At 70.3% G+C, this 23,603-nt stretch carries 13 protein-coding genes; 10 read left to right on the plus strand and 3 right to left on the minus strand.

The genetic code is table 11. The features are described from left to right. Window positions 1-5,938 (plus strand): amino acid adenylation domain-containing protein (locus tag ACIF83_RS03495; RefSeq protein ID WP_399723170.1); only part of this gene is annotated, 5,938 nt, incomplete at its 5' end. Between the two features lie 57 nt (window positions 5,939-5,995). Then, window positions 5,996-6,988 (plus strand): class I SAM-dependent methyltransferase, encoded by a 993-nt coding sequence (locus tag ACIF83_RS03500; RefSeq protein ID WP_393478291.1) that lies wholly within the window; start codon window positions 5,996-5,998, stop codon window positions 6,986-6,988. A gap of 69 nt (window positions 6,989-7,057) precedes the next feature. Here ACIF83_RS03500 and ACIF83_RS03505 read toward each other — a convergent pair whose 3' ends face one another. Continuing rightward, on the minus strand, window positions 7,058-7,618 hold the full coding sequence (locus ACIF83_RS03505; protein WP_393478293.1) for an ATP-binding protein: 561 nt from the start codon (window positions 7,616-7,618) through the stop codon (window positions 7,058-7,060). 284 nt (window positions 7,619-7,902) lie between these two features. Between ACIF83_RS03505 and ACIF83_RS03510 the strand changes: the two genes are divergently transcribed. Continuing rightward, a complete protein-coding gene (locus ACIF83_RS03510; RefSeq protein ID WP_399723173.1) occupies window positions 7,903-10,392 on the plus strand; it encodes a SpoIIE family protein phosphatase in 2,490 nt (829 codons plus the stop codon). A gap of 135 nt (window positions 10,393-10,527) precedes the next feature. Continuing rightward, entirely contained in the window at window positions 10,528-14,109 is a 3,582-nt protein-coding gene (gene putP, locus ACIF83_RS03515) for a sodium/proline symporter PutP (RefSeq protein ID WP_399723175.1), read from the plus strand. A gap of 95 nt (window positions 14,110-14,204) precedes the next feature. Here putP and ACIF83_RS03520 read toward each other — a convergent pair whose 3' ends face one another. Beyond that, window positions 14,205-15,896 carry an acetolactate synthase large subunit gene (locus tag ACIF83_RS03520; RefSeq protein ID WP_399723177.1) on the minus strand — a complete coding sequence of 564 codons (1,692 nt, stop codon included), beginning with the start codon at window positions 15,894-15,896 and terminating at the stop codon, window positions 14,205-14,207. Between the two features lie 264 nt (window positions 15,897-16,160). Between ACIF83_RS03520 and ACIF83_RS03525 the strand changes: the two genes are divergently transcribed. From ACIF83_RS03525 to ACIF83_RS03545, 5 genes are all read left to right on the plus strand, one after another. Next, entirely contained in the window at window positions 16,161-16,838 is a 678-nt protein-coding gene (locus ACIF83_RS03525; RefSeq protein ID WP_399724031.1) for a flavodoxin family protein, read from the plus strand. A 608-nt stretch (window positions 16,839-17,446) separates the two neighbouring features. Beyond that, entirely contained in the window at window positions 17,447-18,883 is a 1,437-nt protein-coding gene (locus ACIF83_RS03530; protein WP_399723179.1) for a molybdopterin-dependent oxidoreductase, read from the plus strand. Window positions 18,884-18,885: 2 nt separating this feature from the next. Then, entirely contained in the window at window positions 18,886-19,389 is a 504-nt protein-coding gene (locus ACIF83_RS03535; RefSeq protein WP_399724034.1) for a hypothetical protein, read from the plus strand. After that, a complete protein-coding gene (locus tag ACIF83_RS03540) occupies window positions 19,386-20,078 on the plus strand; it encodes a class I SAM-dependent methyltransferase (RefSeq protein WP_393478306.1) in 693 nt (230 codons plus the stop codon). Before ACIF83_RS03535 ends, ACIF83_RS03540 begins: the two co-directional genes overlap by 4 nt. Before the next feature lie 458 nt (window positions 20,079-20,536). Beyond that, the gene (locus ACIF83_RS03545) at window positions 20,537-20,701 is read left to right on the plus strand and encodes a hypothetical protein (RefSeq protein WP_398139992.1); all 165 of its coding nucleotides are present in this window, start codon (window positions 20,537-20,539) and stop codon (window positions 20,699-20,701) included. 258 nt (window positions 20,702-20,959) lie between these two features. On the opposite strand, the gene ACIF83_RS03550 is transcribed toward ACIF83_RS03545, so the two are convergent. Beyond that, entirely contained in the window at window positions 20,960-21,940 is a 981-nt protein-coding gene (locus ACIF83_RS03550; RefSeq protein WP_399723182.1) for a helix-turn-helix transcriptional regulator, read from the minus strand. A 288-nt stretch (window positions 21,941-22,228) separates the two neighbouring features. Here ACIF83_RS03550 and ACIF83_RS03555 point away from each other — a divergent pair, with 288 nt between their 5' ends. Continuing rightward, entirely contained in the window at window positions 22,229-23,539 is a 1,311-nt protein-coding gene (locus tag ACIF83_RS03555; protein WP_399723184.1) for a S8 family peptidase, read from the plus strand. The last annotated feature ends 64 nt before the right edge of the window (window positions 23,540-23,603 follow it).

Here is a 23,603-nt window from a genome sequence, read left to right on the forward strand (position 1 = left end):
CGGGGGTGTCGCGGTCGATGTCCGGGTCAAGGACGGCAGTGCGCACAACGAGCTGACCCGGCACCGCTACGAGGTGGTGCTGCACAAGCCGGGCATCACGAAACCGGTGTCCCTGGACGCTGTTCCCACCGTGGTGTGGGACGGCGACCTCGACCGCCTCGCCGACCAGGTGGGCAGCCGTGACGAAGCAGTCGTACGGATCACCGGCGTCCCGAACGCGCGCCTGACCGAGGAGGTCGCGGCGGCACGTGAACTGGCCCTGGGGGAACCCCGCACGACGACGGCGCCGCCGCTCGACCCGTCCGCGATCCCCGCATGGGCCGAGCGACATGGGTGGGACGCGGTCGTCACGCTGTCGGCGGACGCGGTCGACCAGGTCGATGTGCTCGTCTTCCGGGACGGCCAGGTGGCGAGCCGGATCCTGACCGGGGCGTATCTGCCCGGGCGCGAGGACCGGGTGCCGGTCAACGACCCCGTGGCCGCCGGCGCCATCACCGCGCTGCTGCCCGCCCTGCGCGCGTACCTGCGGGAGACGCTGCCCGAGTACATGGTGCCGGCGGCGATCGTGCCGATCGGCAGCGTGCCGCTGACCGACAACGGCAAGCCGGACCGGCGCGCGCTGCCCGTGCCCGACTACTCGGCCGGCAGCAGCGGCCGGGCCCCTTCGACGCCGGAGGAGGAGTCGCTGTGCGCGCTCTTCGCCGCGGTGCTCGGACTCGACCGGGTCGGCGTGGACGACAACTTCTTCTCCGTGGGCGGGCATTCGCTGCTGGCCACCCGACTGGTCAGCCGTATTCGCGCCGTGCACGGCGTTGAGATCCCGATCCGGGTCGTCTTCCAGGCACCCACGGTCGCCGAGCTGGCGGCACACCTGACGACCGCGGGTACCGGCCGACCGCCACTGGTCCCCCAGGCCAGGCCGGAGCGGCTGCCGGTCTCCTTCGCGCAGCAGCGGCTGTGGTTCATCCACCGGTTCGAGGGGCCGTCGGCGACGTACAACGTGTCGCTGGCGCTGCGGATGCGCGGTGACCTCGACGGGGTTGCCCTCCGTGGGGCCCTGCGCGATGTCGTGGTGCGGCACGAGTCGTTGCGTACCGTCTTCGGTGAGGACGCCGGGCAGCCGTACCAGCAGGTCCTCCCGCCGACCGCGATCCAGGTGCCCTGGGAGGAACGCGAGGTCACGGAGGCCGAACTCCCCGACGCCCTGCGGGAGGCGGCGCGCCTGCCCTTCGACCTGGCGACCGAGATCCCGATCCGTGCGTGGTTGTTCCGGATCAGCGAGCTGGAGTCGGTGTTCCTGATCGGCGCGCACCACATCGCCGCGGACGGCTGGTCGGCCCGCCCGTTGGCGAAGGACCTCATCACCGCCTACGAGTCCCGTCGTGACGGCCGGACGCCGGAGTGGGAGCCGCTTCCGGTGCAGTACGCGGACTACACCCTGTGGCAGCGGAACCTGCTGGGGGACAGTGACACCCCGGAGAGCCTCTACCGGCGTCAGCTGGACTACTGGACGAACCACCTGGCCGGCCTGCCGGAGGCTATCGAGCTGCCTGCCGACCGGTCACGGCCCGCGGTGGCGTCCTTCGAGGGTGACCTGGTTCCGATCGAACTCGACGAGGAGCTGACCGAGGGCATCCGGAGGGTGGCCCGGGATACCGGCGCCACCGTGTCGATGGTGCTGCAGGCGGGGCTCGCTGCGCTGTTCACCCGGCTGGGCGTGGGCACGGACGTGCCCATCGGCTCGCCGATCGCGGGCCGTACCGACGAGGCGCTCAACGGACTGGTCGGCTTCTTCGTCAACACCTGGGTGCTCCGGGCGGACACCTCCGGCGACCCCGGCTTCAGCGAACTCGTCCGCCGGGTGCGGGAGCGGAGCCTGGCCGCGTACGACCACCAGGACATTCCGTTCGAGCATCTGGTCGAGGTGCTGAACCCGGTGCGCTCGACCGCGCACCACTCGCTCTTCCAGGTGCTCCTGGTGCTGCAGAACAACGCGGCAGCGGAGTTCACCCTGCCGGGCCTGAGCGTGACCGAGGAGCTGTTCAGCCCGGGTGTCGCGCACTTCGACCTGTCCATCAACCTCGGCGAACAGGACGACGACGGAGCGCGGGCCCGGATCGAGGGCTTCGCCGAGTACGCGACCGAGCTGTTCGACGCCGGCACGATCACCACGATGCTCGACCGCTGGGTCCGCTTCCTGCGGCAGGTGGTGGCAGCTCCGGACACGCCCATCGGGTCGGTGGACATCCTCGCGGGCAGTGAGCGGGCGACGCTGGACCGGTGGGGTGGTCAGGGCCGGGACGCCGGGTTCGAGGCCGGCACCGTCCACGAGCGGTTCGCCGCCACGGCCGCCGCGACGCCGGACGCGATCGCGCTGGTCTCCGCGGACGGCACGCACAGCTGGACCTACGCCGAACTGGACCGCTGGTCCAACCGCATCGCCCACCACCTCCGCGCGAGCGCCGCCCAGCCGCACAGCCGCGTGGCGCTGGTGCTCGACCGCTCACCGCTCCTGGTCGCGGCGATCCTCGGGGTGCTGAAGACGGGAGCCGCGTATGTGCCGGTCGACCCCACCTATCCGCCCGAGCGCATCGAGTTCATGCTCGGCGACCTCACTCCCACCGTCACCGTGGACGAAGGCCTCGCCGACGAGGACCTCGACGGGTGCCCGGACTCCCCGCTCGAAATCGGCGTCGGGGAGCACAGCACCGCGTACGTGATGTACACCTCCGGCTCCACCGGCCAGCCCAAGGGCGTCGAGGTGACCCACCGGAACGTGGTCGACCTCGCGCTCGACGACTGCTGGGCGGACGGGACGTACCGCCGTGTCCTGATCCACTCGGCCCACACGTTCGACGCGGCTACCTATGAGCTGTGGGTGCCGCTGCTCAACGGTGGCACCGCTGTGGTGGCGGCCGCCGGCCGGCTGGACACCGCGGTGCTTGCCGCCGTGATCGCGGAGCGCGGAATCACCGACGTGTGCCTGACCACGGGCCTGTTCGCCGTGATGGTGGAACAGCACCCGGAGTGCTTCGCGGGCGTGTCCGAGGTGTGGGCGGGCGGTGAGGTCATGCCGCCCTCCGCGGTCCGCCAGGTTCTCGACGCCTGCCCCGCCCTCACCGTGGTGAACGGGTACGGCCCGACGGAGACCACGGCCTTCGCCGCCCGGTACCGGCTGGCCTCGGTCGACGACTGCACCGACCCGGTGCCGATCGGTGGCCCCATGCAGGGCACCGTGCTGCATGTCCTGGACGAGCGCCTCCAGCCCGTGCCGCCCGGCGTGGTCGGGGAGCTGTACATCGCGGGCGCCGGTGTGGCTCGCGGGTACGCGGGCCGGCCGGGCCTGACCGGCGGCCGGTTCGTCGCCGACCCGTTCGGGTCGTCCGGGGCGCGCATGTACCGCACGGGTGACCTGGTGCGCTGGAGCTCCGCCGGGCACCTGGAATACGTCGGCCGGGTGGACGACCAGATCAAGATCCAGGGTTTCCGCGTGGAGCCGGGCGAGGTCGAGGCGGCACTGCGCAGGCGCGAGGGCGTGGCCCAGGCGGTCGTGGTCAGCCGCGAGGACCGGCTCGGCGAACGGCACCTCGTCGCCTACGTGGTGCCCGACGCGTCGGGGTCGTCCGACGGCGAGGCCGACCAGCAGGTCGGGGAGTGGCGCGAGATCTACGACTCCGTCTACGGCGACACCGAGGTGGACCTGGGCGGAGTCGGCGACGACTTCACCGGGTGGAACAGCTCCTACACCGGACAGGCCATCCCGCTGCCCGAAATGCGGGCCTGGCGCGATGCCATGGTGGGGCGGGTGCGCGCCCTGCGGCCGCAGCGAGTACTGGAGATCGGCGTCGGCTCGGGCCTGCTGCTGGGACCGCTCGCACCGGAGGTGACGGAGTACTGGGGCGTCGACTTCTCCGCCCCCGTCATCGAGCGGCTGCGCGCCCAGGTCCGCGCCGACCGGCGGCTGGCGGACAAGGTGACCCTGCGCTGCCGGCCCGCCGACGAGGCGGGCGACCTTCCGGCGGCTCACTTCGACACGGTGATCCTCAACTCGATCGTGTCGTACTTCCCGGACGCCGACTACCTCACCCGGGTGCTCGACATCGCCCTGGCCAGGCTGGCCCCGGGCGGGCGGATCGTCGTCGGTGACGTTCGCAACTACCGCACCCAGAAGGGGTTCACCGCGGCCGTCCACCGCTCGCGGCACCCGGACGACCGGGCCGCCGCCGTGCAGGCAGCGGTGTCCCGCGCGCTCGTGGACGAGAAGGAACTGGTCATCGATCCGGAGTACTTCACGCAGTGGGCCGATGCGCATCCGGACGTGGTCGCCACCGACATCCGCCTCAAACAGGGCAGCCACCACAACGAGCTGACCCGCCACCGCTACGAGATCGTGCTGCACAAGGGACCGAACCGGGCCCTGGACCTCGCGGACCTGCCGGTGGCGGCCTGGGGAAGCGACGTCCACCAGCTGTCCGACGTGGCCACCGCACTCGCGCGGCACGGCCGGGTCCGCCTGACCCGTGTGCCGAACGCCAGGCTGGCCACCGAGGCCGGCGAGTGGGGCGGCCCGATCGACGACCGGGGCACACTCGACCCGGCCGAGCTGGAGGCCTGGGGCACCGCACAGGGCCTCGCGGTGTACTGCACCTGGTCGCCTGAGTCGGCGGAGCACTTCGAGGCGGTCCTGCTGCCCGACGTCGACGCTCCCGTCTGCGACGGCGTGTACCGGCCCGCGCCGACGCCGTCCGGGCGGCTCGTCAACACGCCCGCGGTCTCCGGCCGTGCGTCCCGGCTGCCGTCGCAGCTGCGCGACGAACTGACCCGCGAGCTGCCCGCGTTCATGGTGCCGAGCGAGATCATGCTCCTCGACCGGCTGCCGCTCACCCAGAACGGGAAGGTGGACCGGGCAGCGCTGCCCGACCCCGACCCGACCGGCGGTGAGTACCGCGCCCCGCGCACACCGCGCGAGGAGGCACTGGCCGGACTCTTCGCCGAGGTGCTCGGCCTGGACCGGATCGGCATCGACGACGACTTCTTCGCCTGCGGTGGCCACTCGCTGCGACTGACCCGCCTGGTCTGGCAGATCCACGAGAAGCTGGGCATGGAGGTCCCGATCCGGACGGTGTTCCAGTACCCCACGGTGGCCGAACTGGCGGAACAGCTGTCCGCGGACACGGAGGTGACCTTCGAGGACCCGTTCGCAGCCCTCCTGCCGATCCGTACCGAGGGGGAGAAGCCGCCGCTGTGGTGGCTGCACCCCGGTGGCGGCCTGAGCTGGCCCTACCTGAGCTTCGGCCGGCACATCGACCGGTCCTGGCCGCTCTACGGGATCCAGGCGCGCGGCTTCGACGGGGTCACGCCCCGGGCGACGTCCATCGAGGACATGGTCGACGACTACGTGAACCAGGTGCAGGACGTCCAGCCGAGCGGTCCGTACTACCTGCTCGGCTGGTCCTTCGGCGGCACCCTGGCCCACGCGATGGCCGCGGAACTGCAGCGCCGCGGGCAGGAGGTGGCGCTGCTCGCGCTGCTGGACTCGGCACCCGCCAGCCACTTCGCCGACCTCGAACTCCTGGATGAGGACATGGTGCGCATGTTCCTCGTCAACTACATGGGCCACCTCAAGGGAATGGAGGAGTACGAGTTCCTGGTCAGCACCGCTTCGGAGATCTTCATCGAGCACCTGGAGCAGATGCGGCGCTACACCTCGCCCCGGTACTGCGGCGACGTCGTCTTCTTCAACGCCCTCCTCGACCCGGAGACCCACGACAAGCGCCATCTGGACGCGGAGATGGACGTGTTGTGGCACGAGTACGTCGACGGTCACGTGCAGCGCTACGACGTGGCCTGCGCCCACAACGAGATGTACTGGCCGCGCAACGCGGCCGAGATCAGCCGTGTCATCAACCGCGTGCTCCGGGAGGCCATGAACGGATAGCCCGAGCGGGACGAAATTCCGACAGTGATCCGGCAATTACTGAAAGGAACACAGTAGATGACTGCGAACCAGAACCCGGCCCGCGAGACGGCAGCGGACGCGGCGGGAGCGGCAGCGCTGTTGGAGATCGGCGACCGGATCGGGGTACTGCCCCACATCGACAAGGGCCAGCGGGTCGACGTCGAGCAGCTGGCGTCGGCCACCGGGCTGCCGAGGCAGGGCGTGGCGAACTACCTGGAGGCCCTGACCTCGGCGGCACTGGTCGTCGAGTCGGACGGGACGTACCAGGTGGCGGCGGACTTCGACCAGATCCTGTACGAGTCCGGCTACCTGTCCTGGGCGCTCAACGCGAACCGGCCGTTCGTGGAGAACGCGGTGGAGTTCCTCACCGACAACGTGGCCGCCGGCAAGCGGCACAGCCGCGACGGCCGGCAGGTCGCCGTCAGCTCGCAGTGGATGGGTTCGTTCGGCTTCTATCCCGTGGCACTGCAGACCATCCTCGACGCCCGTCCCTCGCACGTGGTCGACCTCGGCGCGGGCACCGCCCGGCTGCTCATCGAGATCATGCTGACCCTGAAGGACACCACGGCCGTGGCGCTCGACCTGGACGCCGAGGCGTGCCGGGAGGCGCAACTGGCGGCCGAGCGAGCGGGTGTGGCCGACCGGATCACCGTGTACGAGCGGTCGATCCAGTCGGTGGCCACCGACCCGACGCCGGTGAAGGACGCCGACGTGGTGCACGCCGGGTTCGTCTTCCACGACATGATGCCCGAGGAGGAGGACATCGCCGACCAGACCCTGGCCAGCTGCCGGGACGCGCTGCGGCCGGGCGGCATGATGGCGCTCACGGAGGCCGTGCCGTACGTGCCCGACCCGAGGGAGCGCCGGTTCAGCGCGATCGTGACGTACTACCACCAGCAGTTCATGCGTCGGCGGCTGCTCAACGAGCAGGAGTGGACCGACAAGCTGCTGGCGGCGGGCTTCTCGGACGTCCGGTGCCTGCCGCACCGGTTCCCCACGGGTCGGCTGTTCATCGCGAAGAAGCACTGACCCCACACCTGGCGGGCCGCGCCGCGCCGGTGGAAACCGGTGCGGCACGTCGACAAAGATCCAAGCAAGTCATGCATGGCCGACCGCTACGCCGCTCGCCGACCTGCCCTCGGCTTGGAGCTCGAACCAAGTGATCTTGCCGGTGGCCGTCCGGACGCTGCCCCAGGCGTCCGCGAGCAGTTCGAGCAGTTCGATGCCGCGACCACCCTCCGCGTCCGGATCGGCGACGTTGCGTACGGGGCCGGCGGACTCGGTGTCCTCGACCTCGCACAGCAGGCGGGAGTCGCGCAGCCGCAGGTTGAGCCTGAGCGGGCCCCGTGTGTGCCGCAGGGCGTTGGTGACCAGTTCGCTGACCAGGAGTTTCGCGGTGTCGGCCAGGCTGTCCACAGCCCAGTCGCCCAGCTGTGCGGTCACCAGCCGGCGGGCCTCGCGCACTGAGGTCAGTTCCCGCCGCAGGGGCCAGGAGGCGTCCCATGCGGTGGCGCGGCCGCGGGGCGCGTCCAGCGGCCGCAGCGGTGTGAGGCTGCGCGACCAGAGGGCCTGCTGCCTGGCGGCCCACGAGGGTGCACCGGTACGAGAGGGCCGACCTTCCCGGCGGTGGGCGAGGAGACGGCCAATGGCCCTGAGCATGGGGTCGGTCCCTTCTTGGCTGGTGGCGGACGGGTTCGGCGGTGACGTGCCGGCGTGCGCCAGGCTCGTACATGTAGCACCCGCTACACTTAAATATACACGTAACGGACGCTACGGTAAAGATGCCCCCAAAAGGGATTAAAACGGGCGCCTGGAGTCGCCTGGGTCGGTCCCTGCACGACCAGGGCCGCGTGACATGCGTTTTCGGCGCAGGGTGCGAGGGTGTCAAAGTATTCAGGGGGATAGTTCCGAGTCAGTCATTCGTCCACCAAGATGAGTGTTCAGTGACGACAGAGCATCAGACGCCCGAGTTGCCTGGCGCGCTTGGAGCAGAGCAGGCCGCGGACCTGCCGTACCAGCAGTCCGTCCTGGACGCTGCTTGCGCTGTGGCTCAGGGCGCCGCCCTGGCGGCAGCTGTGCTGGGCACAGCGGGTCTCTCCGGCTGGATCCTCGGCGTCGACGTCCTCAGGCGCATGCCCGGCGCCGACGAGACCATGAATGCGAACACCGCCGTGGCTCTGCTGGCACTCGGTGTCTCCGTGTTTCTGGTGGCTCGCGGACATGTCACCCCGTGGGTGATCACCGCGGCCCGTGCAGCCGCAGTCCTGGCCGCTTTGATCGGCGGGCTCACCGTGGTGGAGTACCTGACCGGGGCGGGCCTGGGCATCGATGAACTCCTCTTCAAGGACGACACGGCGCGGATGGCGACGGAAGTGCCCGGACGGATGGCACCGAACACGGCTGCGGCACTGATGGCCGGCGGTGTGGCGGCCCTCTGTGCGAGCACGCCCCGGCTTCCCGCCTGGACGAGTCAGGTCCCGGGCCTGGCCGTCCTCACACTGGGAATGCTGCGCCTGTACGGGTTCGCGTACGCCGTGCCCGAACTGGAACGGTTCGGCGCCTACAAGGGCATGGCCCTGTACACGGGGATGGCTCTCGTGCTGCTGGGCATCGCCGCCTTCCTCGTCCGGCCGGACCGGGGTCTGGCCGGACTGCTGATGAACGCGGGCACCACGGGCGCGCTGGGGCGCAGGCTGTTCGCCACCGTCCTCGTCGTACCACCTCTGCTGGGCTGGCTCGTCCTGGCCGGTGAGGATGCAAGGCTGTTCGGAGCGCGTCTGGGTACGGCGCTGCTGGTGTGCGGGCACGTGGCCGTGTTCACCACGGTCGTCTTCGCGACGTTGGCGGTGGGGCGCCGCATCGAGCTGGCGCACGCCCGTGCCGAATGGCAGGTGCGGCAGAACGCACTGCTGCAGGCGTTCATGGACCACACGCCCGCGGTGATGTTCGTCAAGGACCTGGACGGCCGCTTCCTGGCGGTCAACACGAGGTTCGAGCAGAGTACGGGCCTGTCCCGCGAGCAGGTACTGGGCCGCCGTGACCGGGATGTCATGCCGCCCGACCTCGCACGTCAGGCCCGCGCCGCCGACCTCGCCATGCTGGCACGGGGGACCCCTGTTCAGCGGGAGGAGATGCTCCCCCTGCCCGGAGGTCCACGGGACTTCCTCACCAGTCTGTTCCCGCTGAACACGCCGTCCGGCAGGCCCTACGCCGTATGTGGTGTGGTCACCGACATCACCGACCGGGTCGTGGCGCAGCGCGAGGTCCGGCGGGCCAACCAGCGCTTCCTCGCACTGCTGGACTCCGCGCCCGACGCCACCCTGATCACGGACGGCCGCGGCACCATCGTCATGGCCAACGCACAGGTGCAGCGCTTGTTCGGTCATGGTCCGGACGACCTCGTCGGCACCCAGGTCGTCGATCTGGTGCCCGTCCTTCGGCGCCGTCGGCACAGCGCACTCCTCCGCTCCTACCTGCGGCAGACGGACCCGAAGCCGATCGTGCTGGACCAGGGCTTGTACGGGCTGCACAGCCACCACGGTGAGTTCCCCGTCGAGGTGAGCGTCAGCAGCCTGCAGGCCGCGGAGGAGACGCTGGTGTTCCTTACCGTGCGGGACATCACCGAACGCAGACAGGTCGAGGCCGAACGCGCCGAGCGCTACGAGGAGCACCGGCGCATCGCCTACACCCTGCAGCACAGCCTCATGGGCGAGCCGCCCCGTCTGCCGTACCTGCCCAGCGCCCACCGGTACCTGGCATCCGTCCAGGATCCCGGGGTCGGCGGCGACTGGTTCGACATCATTCCCCTGGACCGAAACCGCACCGGCATCGTCGTCGGCGACGTGATGGGCCGCGGCCTGGAGGCGGCGGCCGTGATGGGCCAGCTGCGTGCGGCCTCGCACGCGCTGGCCCGCACGAACATACCGCCCAGTCGGCTCATGACCGGGCTGGACGCGTTCGTCGGCGACCTGGCGGACCAGCTCGTCACCTGCGTCTACCTGGTGATCGACCAGAGTTCCCACGACGTCACCCTGTGCTCGGCAGGGCACCTGCCCGTCATCGCCCTGCCGCCCGACGGTCCGGCCCGCCGACTTCAGGCACCGGTCGGCGTACCGCTGGGTGTCAACGATTCGTACGGCGGCGGGGTGGCGTTCCGGCAGACGACCCAGCAGCTGCCGCCGGGCAGCACTCTCGCTCTCTACACCGACGGACTGGTCGAAAGGCCCGGCACCGACATCGAGGACCAGATCGACATCCTCGCCCACACTCTCGATGTCGCGATGAAGGGCGCTCCCACGAATCCCGAGAGCCTCGATCAGGCCGCGGATCGGCTGCTCAGAACCCTCATCCCGGACATGGCCGCGCACGACGACGACGTGACCCTGCTCCTGGTCGGGCTGCCCGAGCCCCGGGGGAAAGGCAGCCGTGCCTGATCGGCACGGCGGGCGCCGACACGTTGCTGCTGTCGACCGACGGTGACCGAAATCTGTACATTTGCATGGAAGGACCAGGCTGTCAGGCGTGCGGCAGTCGCACCCGTGCTCGGGGACCTCGCAGGCGAGGGCAATATGTTCGAGTTGAGTGCGCCGATCATGGCCACATTCTTCGTGTACGTGGCCGTCATGGTCGGAACAGGAGTCTGGGCCTACAGCCGCACTCACACTTTCGCCGACTTCGCCCTGGGGGGCCGCAGGCTCAGCGCGTTCGTCGCCGCCCTGTCCGCAGGGGCCAGCGACATGTCCGGCTGGCTGTTCCTCGCGTTTCCCGGAGCGGTGTATGCGGCCGGCGTCGGCGCCAGCTGGATCGCGGTCGGTCTGGTGCTCGGCACCTACTTCAACTGGCTGTTCGTCGCGCCGAGGCTGCGCACCTACACCGAGCGAGCCGGGAACGCGGTAAGCCTGTCCGCCTATCTGGAGGAGCGGTTCGAGGACCGCACGCGGACGCTCCGGATGGTCTCGGCGGCGGTCACTCTTGTGTTCTTCACCGTCTACGTCGCCAGCGGGCTGGTCGCCGGCGGCCTGCTGTTCGAGCACATCTTCGACGTCGGGTTCGGGCTCGGAGTGACCGTGACCGCCCTCGTGATCGTCATCTACTCGTGCCTGGGCGGCTTCCTCGCCGTGAGCCTGACACACGTGATGCAGGCCACGCTGATGTTCCTCGCCCTGCTCGTGCTTCCCCTCGTCGGCATCGGGGCGCTGGGCGGCTTCGGGGCGCTGCGCGACACCCTCAACGACAAGACACCCAGCCTGCTGGACATGGGTGCCAAGGCCGACTTCACGGACGGACGGTGGTCGGCAGGCGGGTCGCTCGGCGCCGTCGCCATCATCTCGCTGCTGGCCTGGGGCCTCGGCTATTTCGGCCAGCCGCACATCCTGGCCCGCTTCATGGGCATCCGCAGCACCGGCGCCATCCCCAGCGCCCGCCGTATCGAAACCGGATGGGTCGTCGTCGTGCTCGCCGGCGCCACGCTCGTCGGCCTGGTGGGAATCGCGCAGACCGGCGCGCCGCTCCACGACCCGCAGACCGTGTACATCAGTCTCAGCCGGACACTGCTCGATCCCTGGGGCGCCGGGGTGATGCTGATCGCCGTACTGGCCGCGATCGTCTCGACCGCGGACAGTCAGCTGCTCGTGTCGTCCGTCGCTCTCACGGAGGACTTCTACCGCGCGTTCCTCAACCGGCGCGCCTCGGACAGAGCACTGGTGTGGGTCGGTCGTACCGCCGTCGTCGCGGTGACCCTGGTGGCCTTCGTGATCGCGCTCAGGGGCGGAGGGCTGCTGGGCATCGTCGCCTACGCCTGGGCGGGCTTCGGAGCCGCCTTCGGCCCGGTCGTCCTGCTCTCGCTGTACTGGCCGCGCATGACCTGGGCGGGGGCCATGGCCGGGATCGTGTCGGGCGCGGCCACGGTGCTGCTGTGGAAGAAGATCAATCCGCTGCTCGGCCCCTTCGAGTCGAGCATCTACGAAATGGTCCCCGGAGTCATTGTCGCCTCGGCCGCCGCGCTGGTCTTCGGCAGGTTCGTCGGCCGGCCCCCGAAACGGGCCTTCTGGCGGATGCCGGGCGGCGGGGTGAGCCAGCTGATGCTGACTCCGTTCCTCACCCACGCGCCCGTGGGCATCGCCGTCCTCGACATGGATCTGCGATACGTCTGGGTGAACGAACCCCTGGCCCGCCAGATCCCCCTCGAACGACGACTGGGCCGCCGGATGGCGGAAGTGCTGCCGAAGCCGGAGGCCGAGGCCTTCGAGGAGAAGATGCGCGCTGTCCTGCAGACCGGCACTCCGGTGATGGACTACGAGTACCGCGGGCCCAGCAACAACGATCCTGACGCCGACCGTGCGATCTCCGCATCCTTCTTCGCCATGAAGGACCGCCACGGTCGCAACGTGGGTGTCTGGTACATGGTCATCGATGTCACCGAGCGCTGGCGGGCACAAGGACGCCTGGCCCTGCTCAACGACGCCGCCGGTCGCATCGGCAGCACCCTGGACGTGACGCGAACCGCGCAGGAACTGGCCGACGACGCCGTGCCGTCCGTCGCCGACTTCGTCGCCGTCGACCTGCTGGACTCGGTCATGAGGGGCGAGGAACCGGCACCCGGGCCGGTCGGGATGTCACCCGTCATCCGGCGCGCAGGGCAGCGGTCGGTGCGGGAGGGCTCTCCCGAGTCGTCACTGGCCGTGGGGGAGACGGTCCGGCGCGCCCCTTCGTCGCCCGTGACCCGCTGCCTGCTGGAGAGCAGGACCCTCGTGGAAAGGGTCCTGGACCACACCGCCAGCCCGTGGGTGACCGAGGACGAGTCACTGGGTGCCTCCCTGCGCGATTACGACGTCCGCTCGATGATGGTGGTGCCGGTGCGGGCGCGTGGCGTCACCCTGGGCGCGGCGACGTTCGCCCGATCCCGGCGGCTCGGCCCCTTCGAGGAGGACGACGTACGTCTCGCCGAGGAACTCGTCTCGCGAGCGGCGGTGTGCATCGACAACGCGCGCCGTTTCACCCGCGAGCGCACTGCGGCCCGCTCCATGCAGCGCTACCTGCTGCCGCAGGAACTGACGGGAGGCTCCGCCCTGGAGGTGGCGTCGTGGTACCTCCCGGCGGACGCCCCCACCGGTGTGGGCGGCGACTGGTTCGACGTGATTCCGCTCTCCGGAACACGGGTCGCACTGGTCGTCGGGGACGTGGCCGGGCACGGCATCACCGCTGCGGCGACCATGGGACGCCTGCGCACCGCCGTGCGCACGCTGGCCAACCTCGAACTCTCCCCGGACGAAGTGCTGGCCCACCTGGACGACCTGGTCATCGGCCTCATGGGCGTGCACGACAGCGACGCTTCTCAGGCGCCCGAGGGTGAAGCCGCGGGCACCGCGTTCATGGGAGCCACCTGCCTGTACGCCGTGTACGACCCGGTCAGCAGGCGGTGCACGCTGGCCCGGGCCGGGCACCTTCCACCCGTGGTCGTCGGCCCCGACGGCGGCGCCGAGATCCTGGCCCTGCCCGCCGGACCGCCACTCGGCCTCGGGTATCTCCCCTTCGAGTCCGTCGAAGTGGAGCTGGCCGAGGGCAGCCTCATCGCGCTCTACACCGACGGCCTCATCGAGTCCTTCGACCGGGACATCGACGTCGGACTTGCCCGGCTGGAGGATGTCCTCGCGGTTCCCCGGCCGGCACTGGAGGAGACCGGCCGCAAGGTGATCGACAATCTGCTGGCCGGCCCGCCTGCCGACGATGCGGCCCTGCTCCTCGCCCGGACCCGTGTCCTGGCCCGGGACCGGGTCATCTCCTGGAACCTGCCCAGCGATCCGGCCGCCGTCGCACAGGCCCGCACCCTCGCCGCCCGGCAACTGACGGAGTGGGGCGTCACCGATCTGACGTTCACCACGGAACTCATCGTCAGCGAACTGGTCACCAACGCCATCCGCCATGCGAGCGGGCCGATCAGTCTCCGCCTGATCCTGGACCGTGGCCTGATCTGCGAGGTCTCCGACGCCAGCAGCACCTCACCACGCATGCGCCATGCCCGGACCACCGACGAGGGAGGACGGGGTCTGCTGATCGTGGCCCAACTCGCCCGCCGATGGGGCACCCGCTACACGGCCACCGGCAAGATCATCTGGACGGAGCAGGCTGTTCCGGACGACACCGCCGCCTAGCCGCCTCGGCGGCTAGGCGACGCGGCAGTCATCGGCTCCCCTACGCAGCGCTCGTACGGACTGCCCCGGCCGTTCTCCCGGAGTGGGCCGTCAGGTCAGAACGGGCCGTGGAGAGTGCCGAGTCGGTCGGTCAGACGCAGGTTCTCGGAGTAGTCGACGGGACAGGCGATCACGGAGACCGTGTCGTCGTCGAGGGCGCGGCGCAGCACGGGCAGGAGTTGGTCGGCGGCTTCGATCGTGTAGCCGCGGGCGCCGAAGCTTTCGGCGTAGGCGACCAGGTCCGGGTTGGTGAACCGGGTGTGGCTGTGGCGGCCGATCTCGAGTTCCATCTTCCAGGTGATCAGGCCGTATTCCTCGTCGACCAGGACCAGGACGACCAGCGGGATGTGTTCGCGGACGGCGGTCTCCAGTTCCTGGGAGTTCATCAGGAACGAGCCGTCGCCCATCATCGCCAGCACGCGCCGGTCCGGCCGTGCCAGCTTCGCGGCGATCGCGCCCGGCAGGGCGAACCCCATGGTCGACAGGCCGTTGGAGACCAGGCACGTGTCCGGCTCGTAGGTGGGGTAGAGGCGGGACATCCACATCTTCCCGGCGCCGGTGTCGGCGAGGACGATGTCGCGGCGGTCCAGCGCGGTACGCACGTCGGCCACGACACGCTGCGGCACCAGCGGGAACGTCTCGTTGTCGCGCCCGTACTGAAGCTCTTCGTCGAGCAGTGTCCGGATCTTCTCGTTGCTCCCGAAGTCGTAGGTGAGCCCGTCGGGCAGTGCTGCCGCGAGTGCGTCCAGCGCTTGTGAGGGGTCACCCTCGACGCCCACCGTGACCGGATAGTGGGCGTCCACCTCGGCGGGGAAGCGGTGCACGTGGACGATCCGCTTGTCGCCGTTCGGGTTGATCTTGACCGGGTCGAACTCCTGGATCTCGTAGCCCACGCAGATCAGCACGTCGGCCGCATCGAAGCCGAAGTTGCTGTAGTCGTGCCGCATGAATCCGACCGCGCCGAGGGCGTTCGGGTGGTCGTCGGGGAAGACGCCCTTGCCGTGAAAGGTGGTCGCGACCGGGATGTTCAGCCGCTCGGCGAACCGCACGAGGGCGGCTGTGGCTCCGGCTCTGGCAGCGCCGTGGCCTGCCAGCACGACCGGGTGCCGGGCAGCGGTGAGCACCTCCACCGCACGTGCGACCTGGGAGGGCGAGGGTGCATCGGTGTGCACCGCGTCGATCTGCAGGGGTGCCAGCGGCTCGGCGGGACGCTCCGCTTCGATGTCTTCCGGCACCGCCAGGAACACGGCACCGGGCCGCTCGCTCTGCGCGGTCTTGAACGCCTTGCGGGTCATCTCCGGCACCGCGTCGGGACACTCGATGCGGGCCGACCACTGGGTGACCGGAGCGAACATCGACACCAGGTCGATGACCTGGTGCGACTCCTTGTGGATACGGCGCAGCGACCCCTGCGCCGCCAGGGCCACCATCGGGGAGCTGTTGGTCATCGCGTCCGCGGTGCCGAGCAGCAGATTGATCGCACCGGGTCCCAGCGTCGCCGAGCACACCCCGGCGCGGCCGGTCAGCCGCCCGTAGATCTCCGCCATGAACGAGGCGGCCTGCTCGTGACGGACCAGGATGTACCGGATCCCGGAGTCGTTCAGCGCGTCGACGAACCGGATGTTCTCCTCGCCCGGAATCCCGAAGACGTACTCCACGCCCTCGGCCCGCAGACAACGCACCAAGAGGTGTGCGACGTCCTCCACTGCTGCCGTGTCCCGCGACTCGCTCGCGTCTTCGGTACCCATGAGACGAACGTAGGCACGCTCGCCGACCCCGGCCATTCATCGGCCGCCGACCGAGGCGGCCGTGCGGACACCGATGCCTCGAGCATGCCGAGGCCGTTCGGCGGCGCTGTGGTGGCGGCTGCCGCGGTCGTCCCGCAGGCTGGAGCCGGATGTGGACGCGCGCCGCCGAGCATCGTGCTGCGCAGAGGGTTCTGGGAGGACCGTGTGACCGCTTCGTCGCCCGCCACCGACACGCCGCCGGCCCGCTACGACGACCTGCGGGCGATGGTGATCAACTGCACCCTCAAGCGTTCGCCGGAGGTCAGCAACACCCAGGGGTTGATCGACCGGAGCACCGCCATCATGGCAGCGCAGGGCGTGCAGGTGGACGTCGTCCGGGCGGTGGATCATGACATCGCCACCGGCGTGTGGCCCGACATGACGGAGCACGGCTGGGAGAGGGATGCCTGGCCCGACCTCTACCAGCAGGTCCTGGCCGCCGACATCCTCGTCCTGGCGGGCCCGATCTGGCTGGGCGACAACAGCTCGGTGACCAAGCAGGTGATCGAACGCCTCTACGCCTGCTCCAGCCTGCTCAACGACTCCGGCCAGTACGCCTACTACGGCCGTGTCGGCGGCTGTCTGATCACCGGGAACGAGGACGGCGTCAAGCACTGTGCCATGAACGTGCTCTACAGCCTCCAGCACCTGGGCTACACCATCCCGCCGCAGGCGGACGCGGGTTGGATCGGTGAGGCCGGCCCCGGCCCCTCGTACCTCGATCCGGGCTCGGGTGGTCCGGAGAACGACTTCACCAACCGCAACACCACCTTCATGACCTGGAACCTGCTCCACCTGGCCCGAGCGCTGAAGGACCTCGGCGGCATCCCGGCCTACGGCAACCAGCGCACCGCCTGGGACGCCGGCTGCCGTCGCGACTACGAGAACCCCGAACACCGGTAGGGACACCAGGTTCTCAGCGAAGGCGTGGCCCTCGGCGATCCGACCACGACCCAACCGCGCATCGGGCGACCGGTCATGCCGGAGATCCTCGCGCCCGGGCCGGGTCGGAACCTGCTCGGTGGCCACGGGGCCGACCCGACCACGAGGTCGTCGCCGGTCACACCGACGGCCACGTCGCCGCGGCGGAGGAAAGCGATGCCACGCTCGGCCAGCCCCTTCGGCCTACGCCACGCCGAACCCGTCGCCTTCCGCCGGCCGGGTCAGCTCAGCCGTACGAGCTCACGCAGCCAGGCGCGCGGGTGGCGATCGAAGGAGCCGGCCGTGACTCCCGCGAAGCCCTACCGCCTCGACTCACTCGCCGCCCTGTTCGTCAGCTGTAGGCCCCTCGGTCGTCGGGAGGGTGACGCGACCCTGAGGCACGGGGGCCTGGGAGATCACCGGGACAGTGGTTCCGCCGTTCGGCCGACGACGGACACCCGCTTGCACCTCAGGCGCGGACAGCCCATCTGACCTGTGCCAGCTTGTAAGTGTCCTGTTTGTCCGGCATGGGTCGTGGCATTGCGACCGTCCTTTTGCGAGCGCAGCTCGAGGACTGGAGGAGACGGCCGATGGCAAGTGGCGGACGGCCGTCGGGCTCGGCCCCAACCGGTGGGCCGCGACGCCGCAGGCCGCAAGAGAAGCCGACGCCGAAGCGATTGAAGCGCCTGCACGGCACTGCGGTTGCTGCCGCTGCCGCGGGACGTGCCCGGACTCGTGCAGCCGCACGGCGCATCGGGCAGCTTCCCCCGCCCCCGGGGCCGTTCCGTCCCGGATTCTGGCGCAGCCCGATCCGCGGGCCGTGGCTGACATCCGTGTTCGGACTGGTCCTCCTGATCGGCATTCCGCTGCTGTTCATCACCGGACTGCTCTCCTACGCCTCCTACAACCCCGACCTGAGCCCCCTCAACGACGAGACCCCCGACAAGGGCGTGCTGGGCTTCTACCTCTTCAGCTGGCCCACGCATCCCTACTGGTTGTACCGGCTGCTGCAGGGCGTGCACGTGACGCTGGGCGTGGTGCTGGTGCCGGTGCTGCTGGCCAAGCTGTGGTCGGTGATCCCGAAGCTGTTCGAATGGCTGCCGGTACGCTCCATCGCCCACGGCCTGGAGAGACTGTCCCTGCTGATGCTGGTCGGCGGCGTCATCTTCGAATTCGTCACCGGCATCTTCAACATCCAGCTCTACTACGTCTTCCCGGGCTCGTTCTACCGCCTGCACTTCTATGGCGCCTGGGTGTTCATCGCCGCGTTCGTCGTCCACGTGTGCCTCAGACGCGGCCGGATGACACGGGCCCTGCGCTCGCGCGGCCTGGGCGCCGAGCTGCGCACCGATCTCGCCCACACCGTGCCCGAACCACCCGACCCCGACGGCCTGGTGGCGGCCGCGCCCGCCCCGCCGACGATGAGCCGCCGCGGCGCTCTCGGCATGGTGGGAGCGGGATCGCTGCTCCTCCTCATGGTGACCGCCGGGCAGAGCATCGGCGGGTGGCTGCGCGGCACAGCGCTGCTCGCACCGCACAATCGCGACCCGGGCAGCGGCCCGAACAGCTTCCAGATCAACAAGACGGCGGCGAAGGTCGGCGTCACCCCCGCGCTCGTCGGACCCAGCTGGCGGCTGGAGGTCCACGGACGCGGAGCGCCACGGGTCTTCACCCGCGAGCAGCTCCTGGCGATGCCCCAGCACGCCGCCGCCCTGCCGATCGCCTGTGTGGAGGGATGGTCCACCGAGGACCAGCACTGGAGCGGCCTACGGCTGGCCGACCTCGCCGCGCTCGCCGGACTGCCCGACGCAGGAAGTGTTCTGGTCCAGTCCATCCAGCCCCCGGGCCCCTTCACCAGGGTGGTTCTGCGGGGGAACCAGATCCGCGACCCCCGAGCGCTGCTGGCACTCCGCGTCAACGGCGTGGACCTCTCACTCGACCACGGCTACCCGGCCCGCATCATCGTCCCGGCCAACCCCGGTGTGAACAACACCAAGTGGGTCCACCGGCTCACCTTCAGGGCGTGACCATGGCACGATTCGTCCGCTGGTACGGCTCCGGACCTCTGCACCTGCTCGTCCTGATCGCCTCGTTCGCCCTGACCGGCTACGCCATGGTGCGCCTGTTCGCCGTCCAGCCCTGGGAGGTGGCGATCTGGTTCGTCGGTGCGGCGATCCTCCACGATCTCATCCTCCTGCCCCTGTACTCGCTGGCCGACTTGTCGGCCCTCTCCGTACTGCGGCACCGAGCCGCCGACGGACCGACGGTGCGGTGGATCAACTACCTGCGCGTCCCCGCCTTCCTCTCGGGTCTGCTCCTGCTGGTCTGGTTTCCCCTCATCCTCCGTCTGGCGGTCCCCTACCCCGGTGACACCGGGCTGTCCGACAGCGTCTACCTCGGCCGATGGCTGGCGATCACCGGCGTGCTCTTCGCGGCCTCCGCGGTGGCCTTCGCGATGAGACTGCGCCGCGTGCGGCGGGCCGGCCGCGTCGAGGAGAACCGACCCGCCGCAGGGCATGGCGCAGCACCGTGACAACGGACGAGAACGAGCTGTACGACGCCGAAGAGGATCCCTACGCGCTCGCCCTGCGACCCGGCCGTGGGCCGGTGTACCTACGGCTGGCCGACGGGCGCCGCATCCGGATGCCGGTCCACCGGTGGCACGAGCAGCCCACGGTGGACGACAAGTCCGTGCTGGAACGCTGCGCCGGTCCAGTCCTCGATGTCGGTTGCGGCCCGGGCCGCATGTGCAGGGCACTCCTGAGCCGGGGAGTCTTCGCCCTCGGGGTCGACGTGACACCTCGCGCGGTCGCCCTGACCTGTGCCCTGGGCGGGCTCGCACTGCGCCGATCGGTCTTCGACCGGCTGCCGGCCGAGAGAGGCTGGCAGACGGTACTGCTCGTCGACGGCAACATCGGGATCGGAGGCGACCCGCACGGCCTGCTGCGCCGGTGCGGCGAGCTCGTCGCCCCCACTGGGCGCCTCGTCGTCGAGGTCGACCCCCATGACGTCGAAGAGCTGTGCACCGCCCGGTTCGAGAACCTCGCGGGCCAGGGCGGTCCGTTCTTTCCCTGGGCGCGGCTCGGACGACCAGCGCTTCACAGGATCGCCGCCGACCTTGCCCTCGGCGTCATCGACCACTGGACGAGCGGGCACCGGTGCTTTGCCACCCTCGCGCATCAGGGGCCGTCCTCGCACCGCCCCGACGCGGGACGACGATGACGGCCGGGTGGGGATCGCGTGGCCCGAAAGCCTGTTCCCATCGAATGGGAAGGGTACGACAGGGCGGCCACTCGCCTTCCGAGGCGCTCCCGGTGTTGTCGATCACCAGGAGAACCCCGCGGCCGGAGAGCCCCGGTACCGGGGCGGTGGGCTCGAAGAGGATCACCGCTGCGGTGGTCGGTGCCCGGACCGTCCCGGCGAACACCGCACAGGGTGCGCGGGGTCCGTGGAAGCCGTGGTCTGGTGACAACGTTGAGAGCGGCCGGGTGGGCGTAGGGGAAGGAGGCCGGGTTCGAGCCGGCGGACGGGGCACCCGCGTCCGGGTGGACGTCGGCTATCACCGGGGTGGCCGCGCTGGTTCCGCCGCAGACACCCCAGCCGTTCTTCTGGTAGCTGCCGTACGCCGCGACACCGCGACACCGCGGGCGGGGTCGGCCACGGCGGCCACGTCGGCGGTCATGCGCCTGGCGCAGCCCGTGTCCTTCTGCCAGGCGGGCTTGGGCTCGTACGCCGAGCAGCCGGAGCCGGTGCCCTCGTCGGACTCGGTGTTCCAGACGGGTTCGTCCCAGCCGCGCGCACCGGACGACCTGACCAAGGAGGTGCCGCCGACCGAGGTCACGTAGGGCGAGCTGGAAACGCGACTTCGTGATCCAGATCCGCTCCACCCCGAGGCCGTGCCCGCCCGCTGCTCGGTCCACCACCGCCGACGGCTCGGCGCGGAACCCGAGATGAGCCGCCGCATCCCCGTCGGCGCCTTCCGGCAGACCCACGCCGTCCTGAGCAACGCCGCGCCCGGGGTCCACGTCATCTCCTGGACCTGGCCGCCCGGCTTCCCGGCCCCCTGATCCCGCGGCCGGGACCGGCCCGTGGTCTCCTGTGGCTCAGATCCACCCGTTGCGGACGGCGTAGAGCGCGAGCTGGAACCGGGTGCTGGTGCCCGCCCGGTGGTTGAGGTGCTCCAGGTTGCGGGACAGGGTGCGACGGCTGATACCGAGAAGCTGCGCGATCGCGTCGTCGGTGACACCGGTTCCGAGCAGCTCCAGGATCCGGACGTGCAGCGGGCGCAGCGCGGGAGGCACCCGGTCGCTCAGGTGCATGGGGAACGCCGAGCGCCAGGCGGACTCGAAGAGCCCGGTGAGAGCCGACAGCAGGCTGGAGGGGCGCACCACGAGCAGGGAGTCGTTGACCTCGGCCTCGACGAAGGACATCGAGACGATGGCGATCCGGCGGTCGAAGACCGTGAGCTTGACCGGGACGGTGGGCAGCACCCGGGCATGCTCGCCAGAGGCGATGCAGGGCTGGATGTTGGTGGTGTAGTAGACGCGGTTCTCCACCGCGGACCTGGAGTAGACGACCCGGTACTCCACACCGCGCTCCAGATTGCGCAGTTCGGTCGGGTTGGCGCCGGCCGGTATGTGGTACGGCGGAGAGTCGAAGCGCAGGACATCGGATTCCGCTGCCCTCTCCACCTGCAGAATCCGGTCGGCGATGCCGCCTCCGGTGACCACCTCGACGAGGTCCTCGGTGGCCTGCGGATGCACCGAACGCCGGTAGTCGCGATAGGCGTTGAGCGCCGAGCAGTGAGCCTGCCGCAGCTCCGCCACCCGGGTGTGGGAGAGGTGATCGAGGGCGATGGCGGGGTCCACCGGAGCGGCCTCGGTGCCGTCGGTCCCGAATTGCGCGGCCAGGCCGATGCCGATTAGGCGGCCGAGGCACCGCTCCGCCTCCTCGGGCCGCCAGTCGAGCTGTGCCGCCAGGCCGGACGCGCTGGTCCGGCCGGTGCGGAGCATGGTCAGGTAGATCGCTGCCTCTTGGGGTGACAGGCCGAGACGGCGCAGCTGCGCCGGCAGATCATCGTTCATGGGGGGTCCTTCACGTCGGCGCGGACGTGTTCGGGCGAGGGCAGGAGCGGGTGGGGAACCCGCTTTCGCACCTGGCTGGTTCAGGCCGGGATGGTGGCATGTCCGGGACGCCGTTGCAAAGGCCCCTGCGCCACGGAGCGACCATCAAGTGCCGCCCAGCGCATGGGACTTGGACTCGTGTGGCGGGTCCTGGCTACTGGCGACGGATGGCCACTCGACGGAGTGACAGGGGTGTAGACAGTCGTACCCGGACCTCCGGACCGCACCCCTCCCCTTCCTGGAGCAGACGTGATTCCCCTTGCCCGCATACCGGTTCTGGCCGCCCTGACGGCTGCCGGGCTCGTCGGTCTCTCCGTGCAGCCGTCCCGTGCGGCGGCAGACTCTCCGGCCGGCGCGATCCGCACCGTGGCAGGTGCGCTCGCCGGCCGCTACATCGTGGTCCTCAAGCACGATGCGACCGCGCCCGCCGCCTCCGTCCGCGACGAGGCCGCCCGGATCGCCCACGCCCACGGCGCGACGATCCGCCGTACCTACAGCACGGTGCTGCACGGATACGCGGCCGAGATGACCGCGGAGGAGGCACGCCGGACGGCGGCCGACCCGGGCGTGGCCTACGTGGAACAGGACGCCGAGCACCACGGCTCCGCCACCCGGACGGATCCGCCGTCCTGGGGCCTGGACCGCATCGACCAGCGGTATCTTCCCCTCGACCACGGCTACACCTACGCCACCACGGCGAGCAACGTGACGGCGTACCTGGTCGACAGCGGCCTGCGGAGCACGCACACCCAGTTCCAGGGCCGGGCGAGCATCGGTGTGGACGAGGTGGGCGACGGCCGGGCCGGACAGGACTGTCTCGGGCACGGCACCCATGTGGCAGGCACCGTCGGCGGCAGGGACTACGGGGTGGCCAAGGGCGTCGGACTCGTCGCCGTCCGCGTGCTCGACTGTCATGACTCGGCGAGCACTTCCTCGATCATCTCCGCCGCCGACTGGATCACGGCGCACGCCGTCAAGCCCGCCGTCGTCAACATGAGCATCAACGGAGGTGTGAGCAGCAGCGAGGACGCGGCGATCAAGAAGTCCATCGACTCCGGCATCACCTGGGTCGTCTCCTCCGGCAATGCCGGCAAGGACGCCTGCGACAACTCCCCGGGCGACATCTCCGCGGCGATCGTCGTCAACAACGCGGACTCCAGCGACACCCGGCGATCCGACTCCAACTACGGCCCCTGCACGGATCTGTTCGCCCCCGGCACCTCCATCACCTCGGCCTGGAACACCAGTGACACAGCCGCCAAGTCGATCAGCGGTACCTCCATGGCGGCACCGCACGTCACGGGCGCCGCCGCCCTGTACCTCTCCGCACATCCCGACGCCGGCCCGGCCGCCGTGCAGGCCGCCCTGGTCCGCAGTGCCACACCGGGCAAGATCAGGAGCGCGGGCGCCGACACACCCAACCGCCTGCTCTACACCGGCGACCCTGCCTCGGACGGTGCGAGCACGGCGTTCTCGGACGGCCACCCGGAGGCCGTCGAGGCCGGCACAGCCGGACTCCTCGCGGCCCAGGCCGGCGGTCTCACCCGCACCGAGGGGTGACCCGCCACCCTCTGTCCCCGCCGCCGCCCGCCCCCGGCGGTCCGGAGGCGGTGTGCACCGCTCC

This window comes from Streptomyces sp. NPDC085866, from assembly GCF_044541035.1.
Lineage (GTDB): Bacteria > Actinomycetota > Actinomycetes > Streptomycetales > Streptomycetaceae > Streptomyces.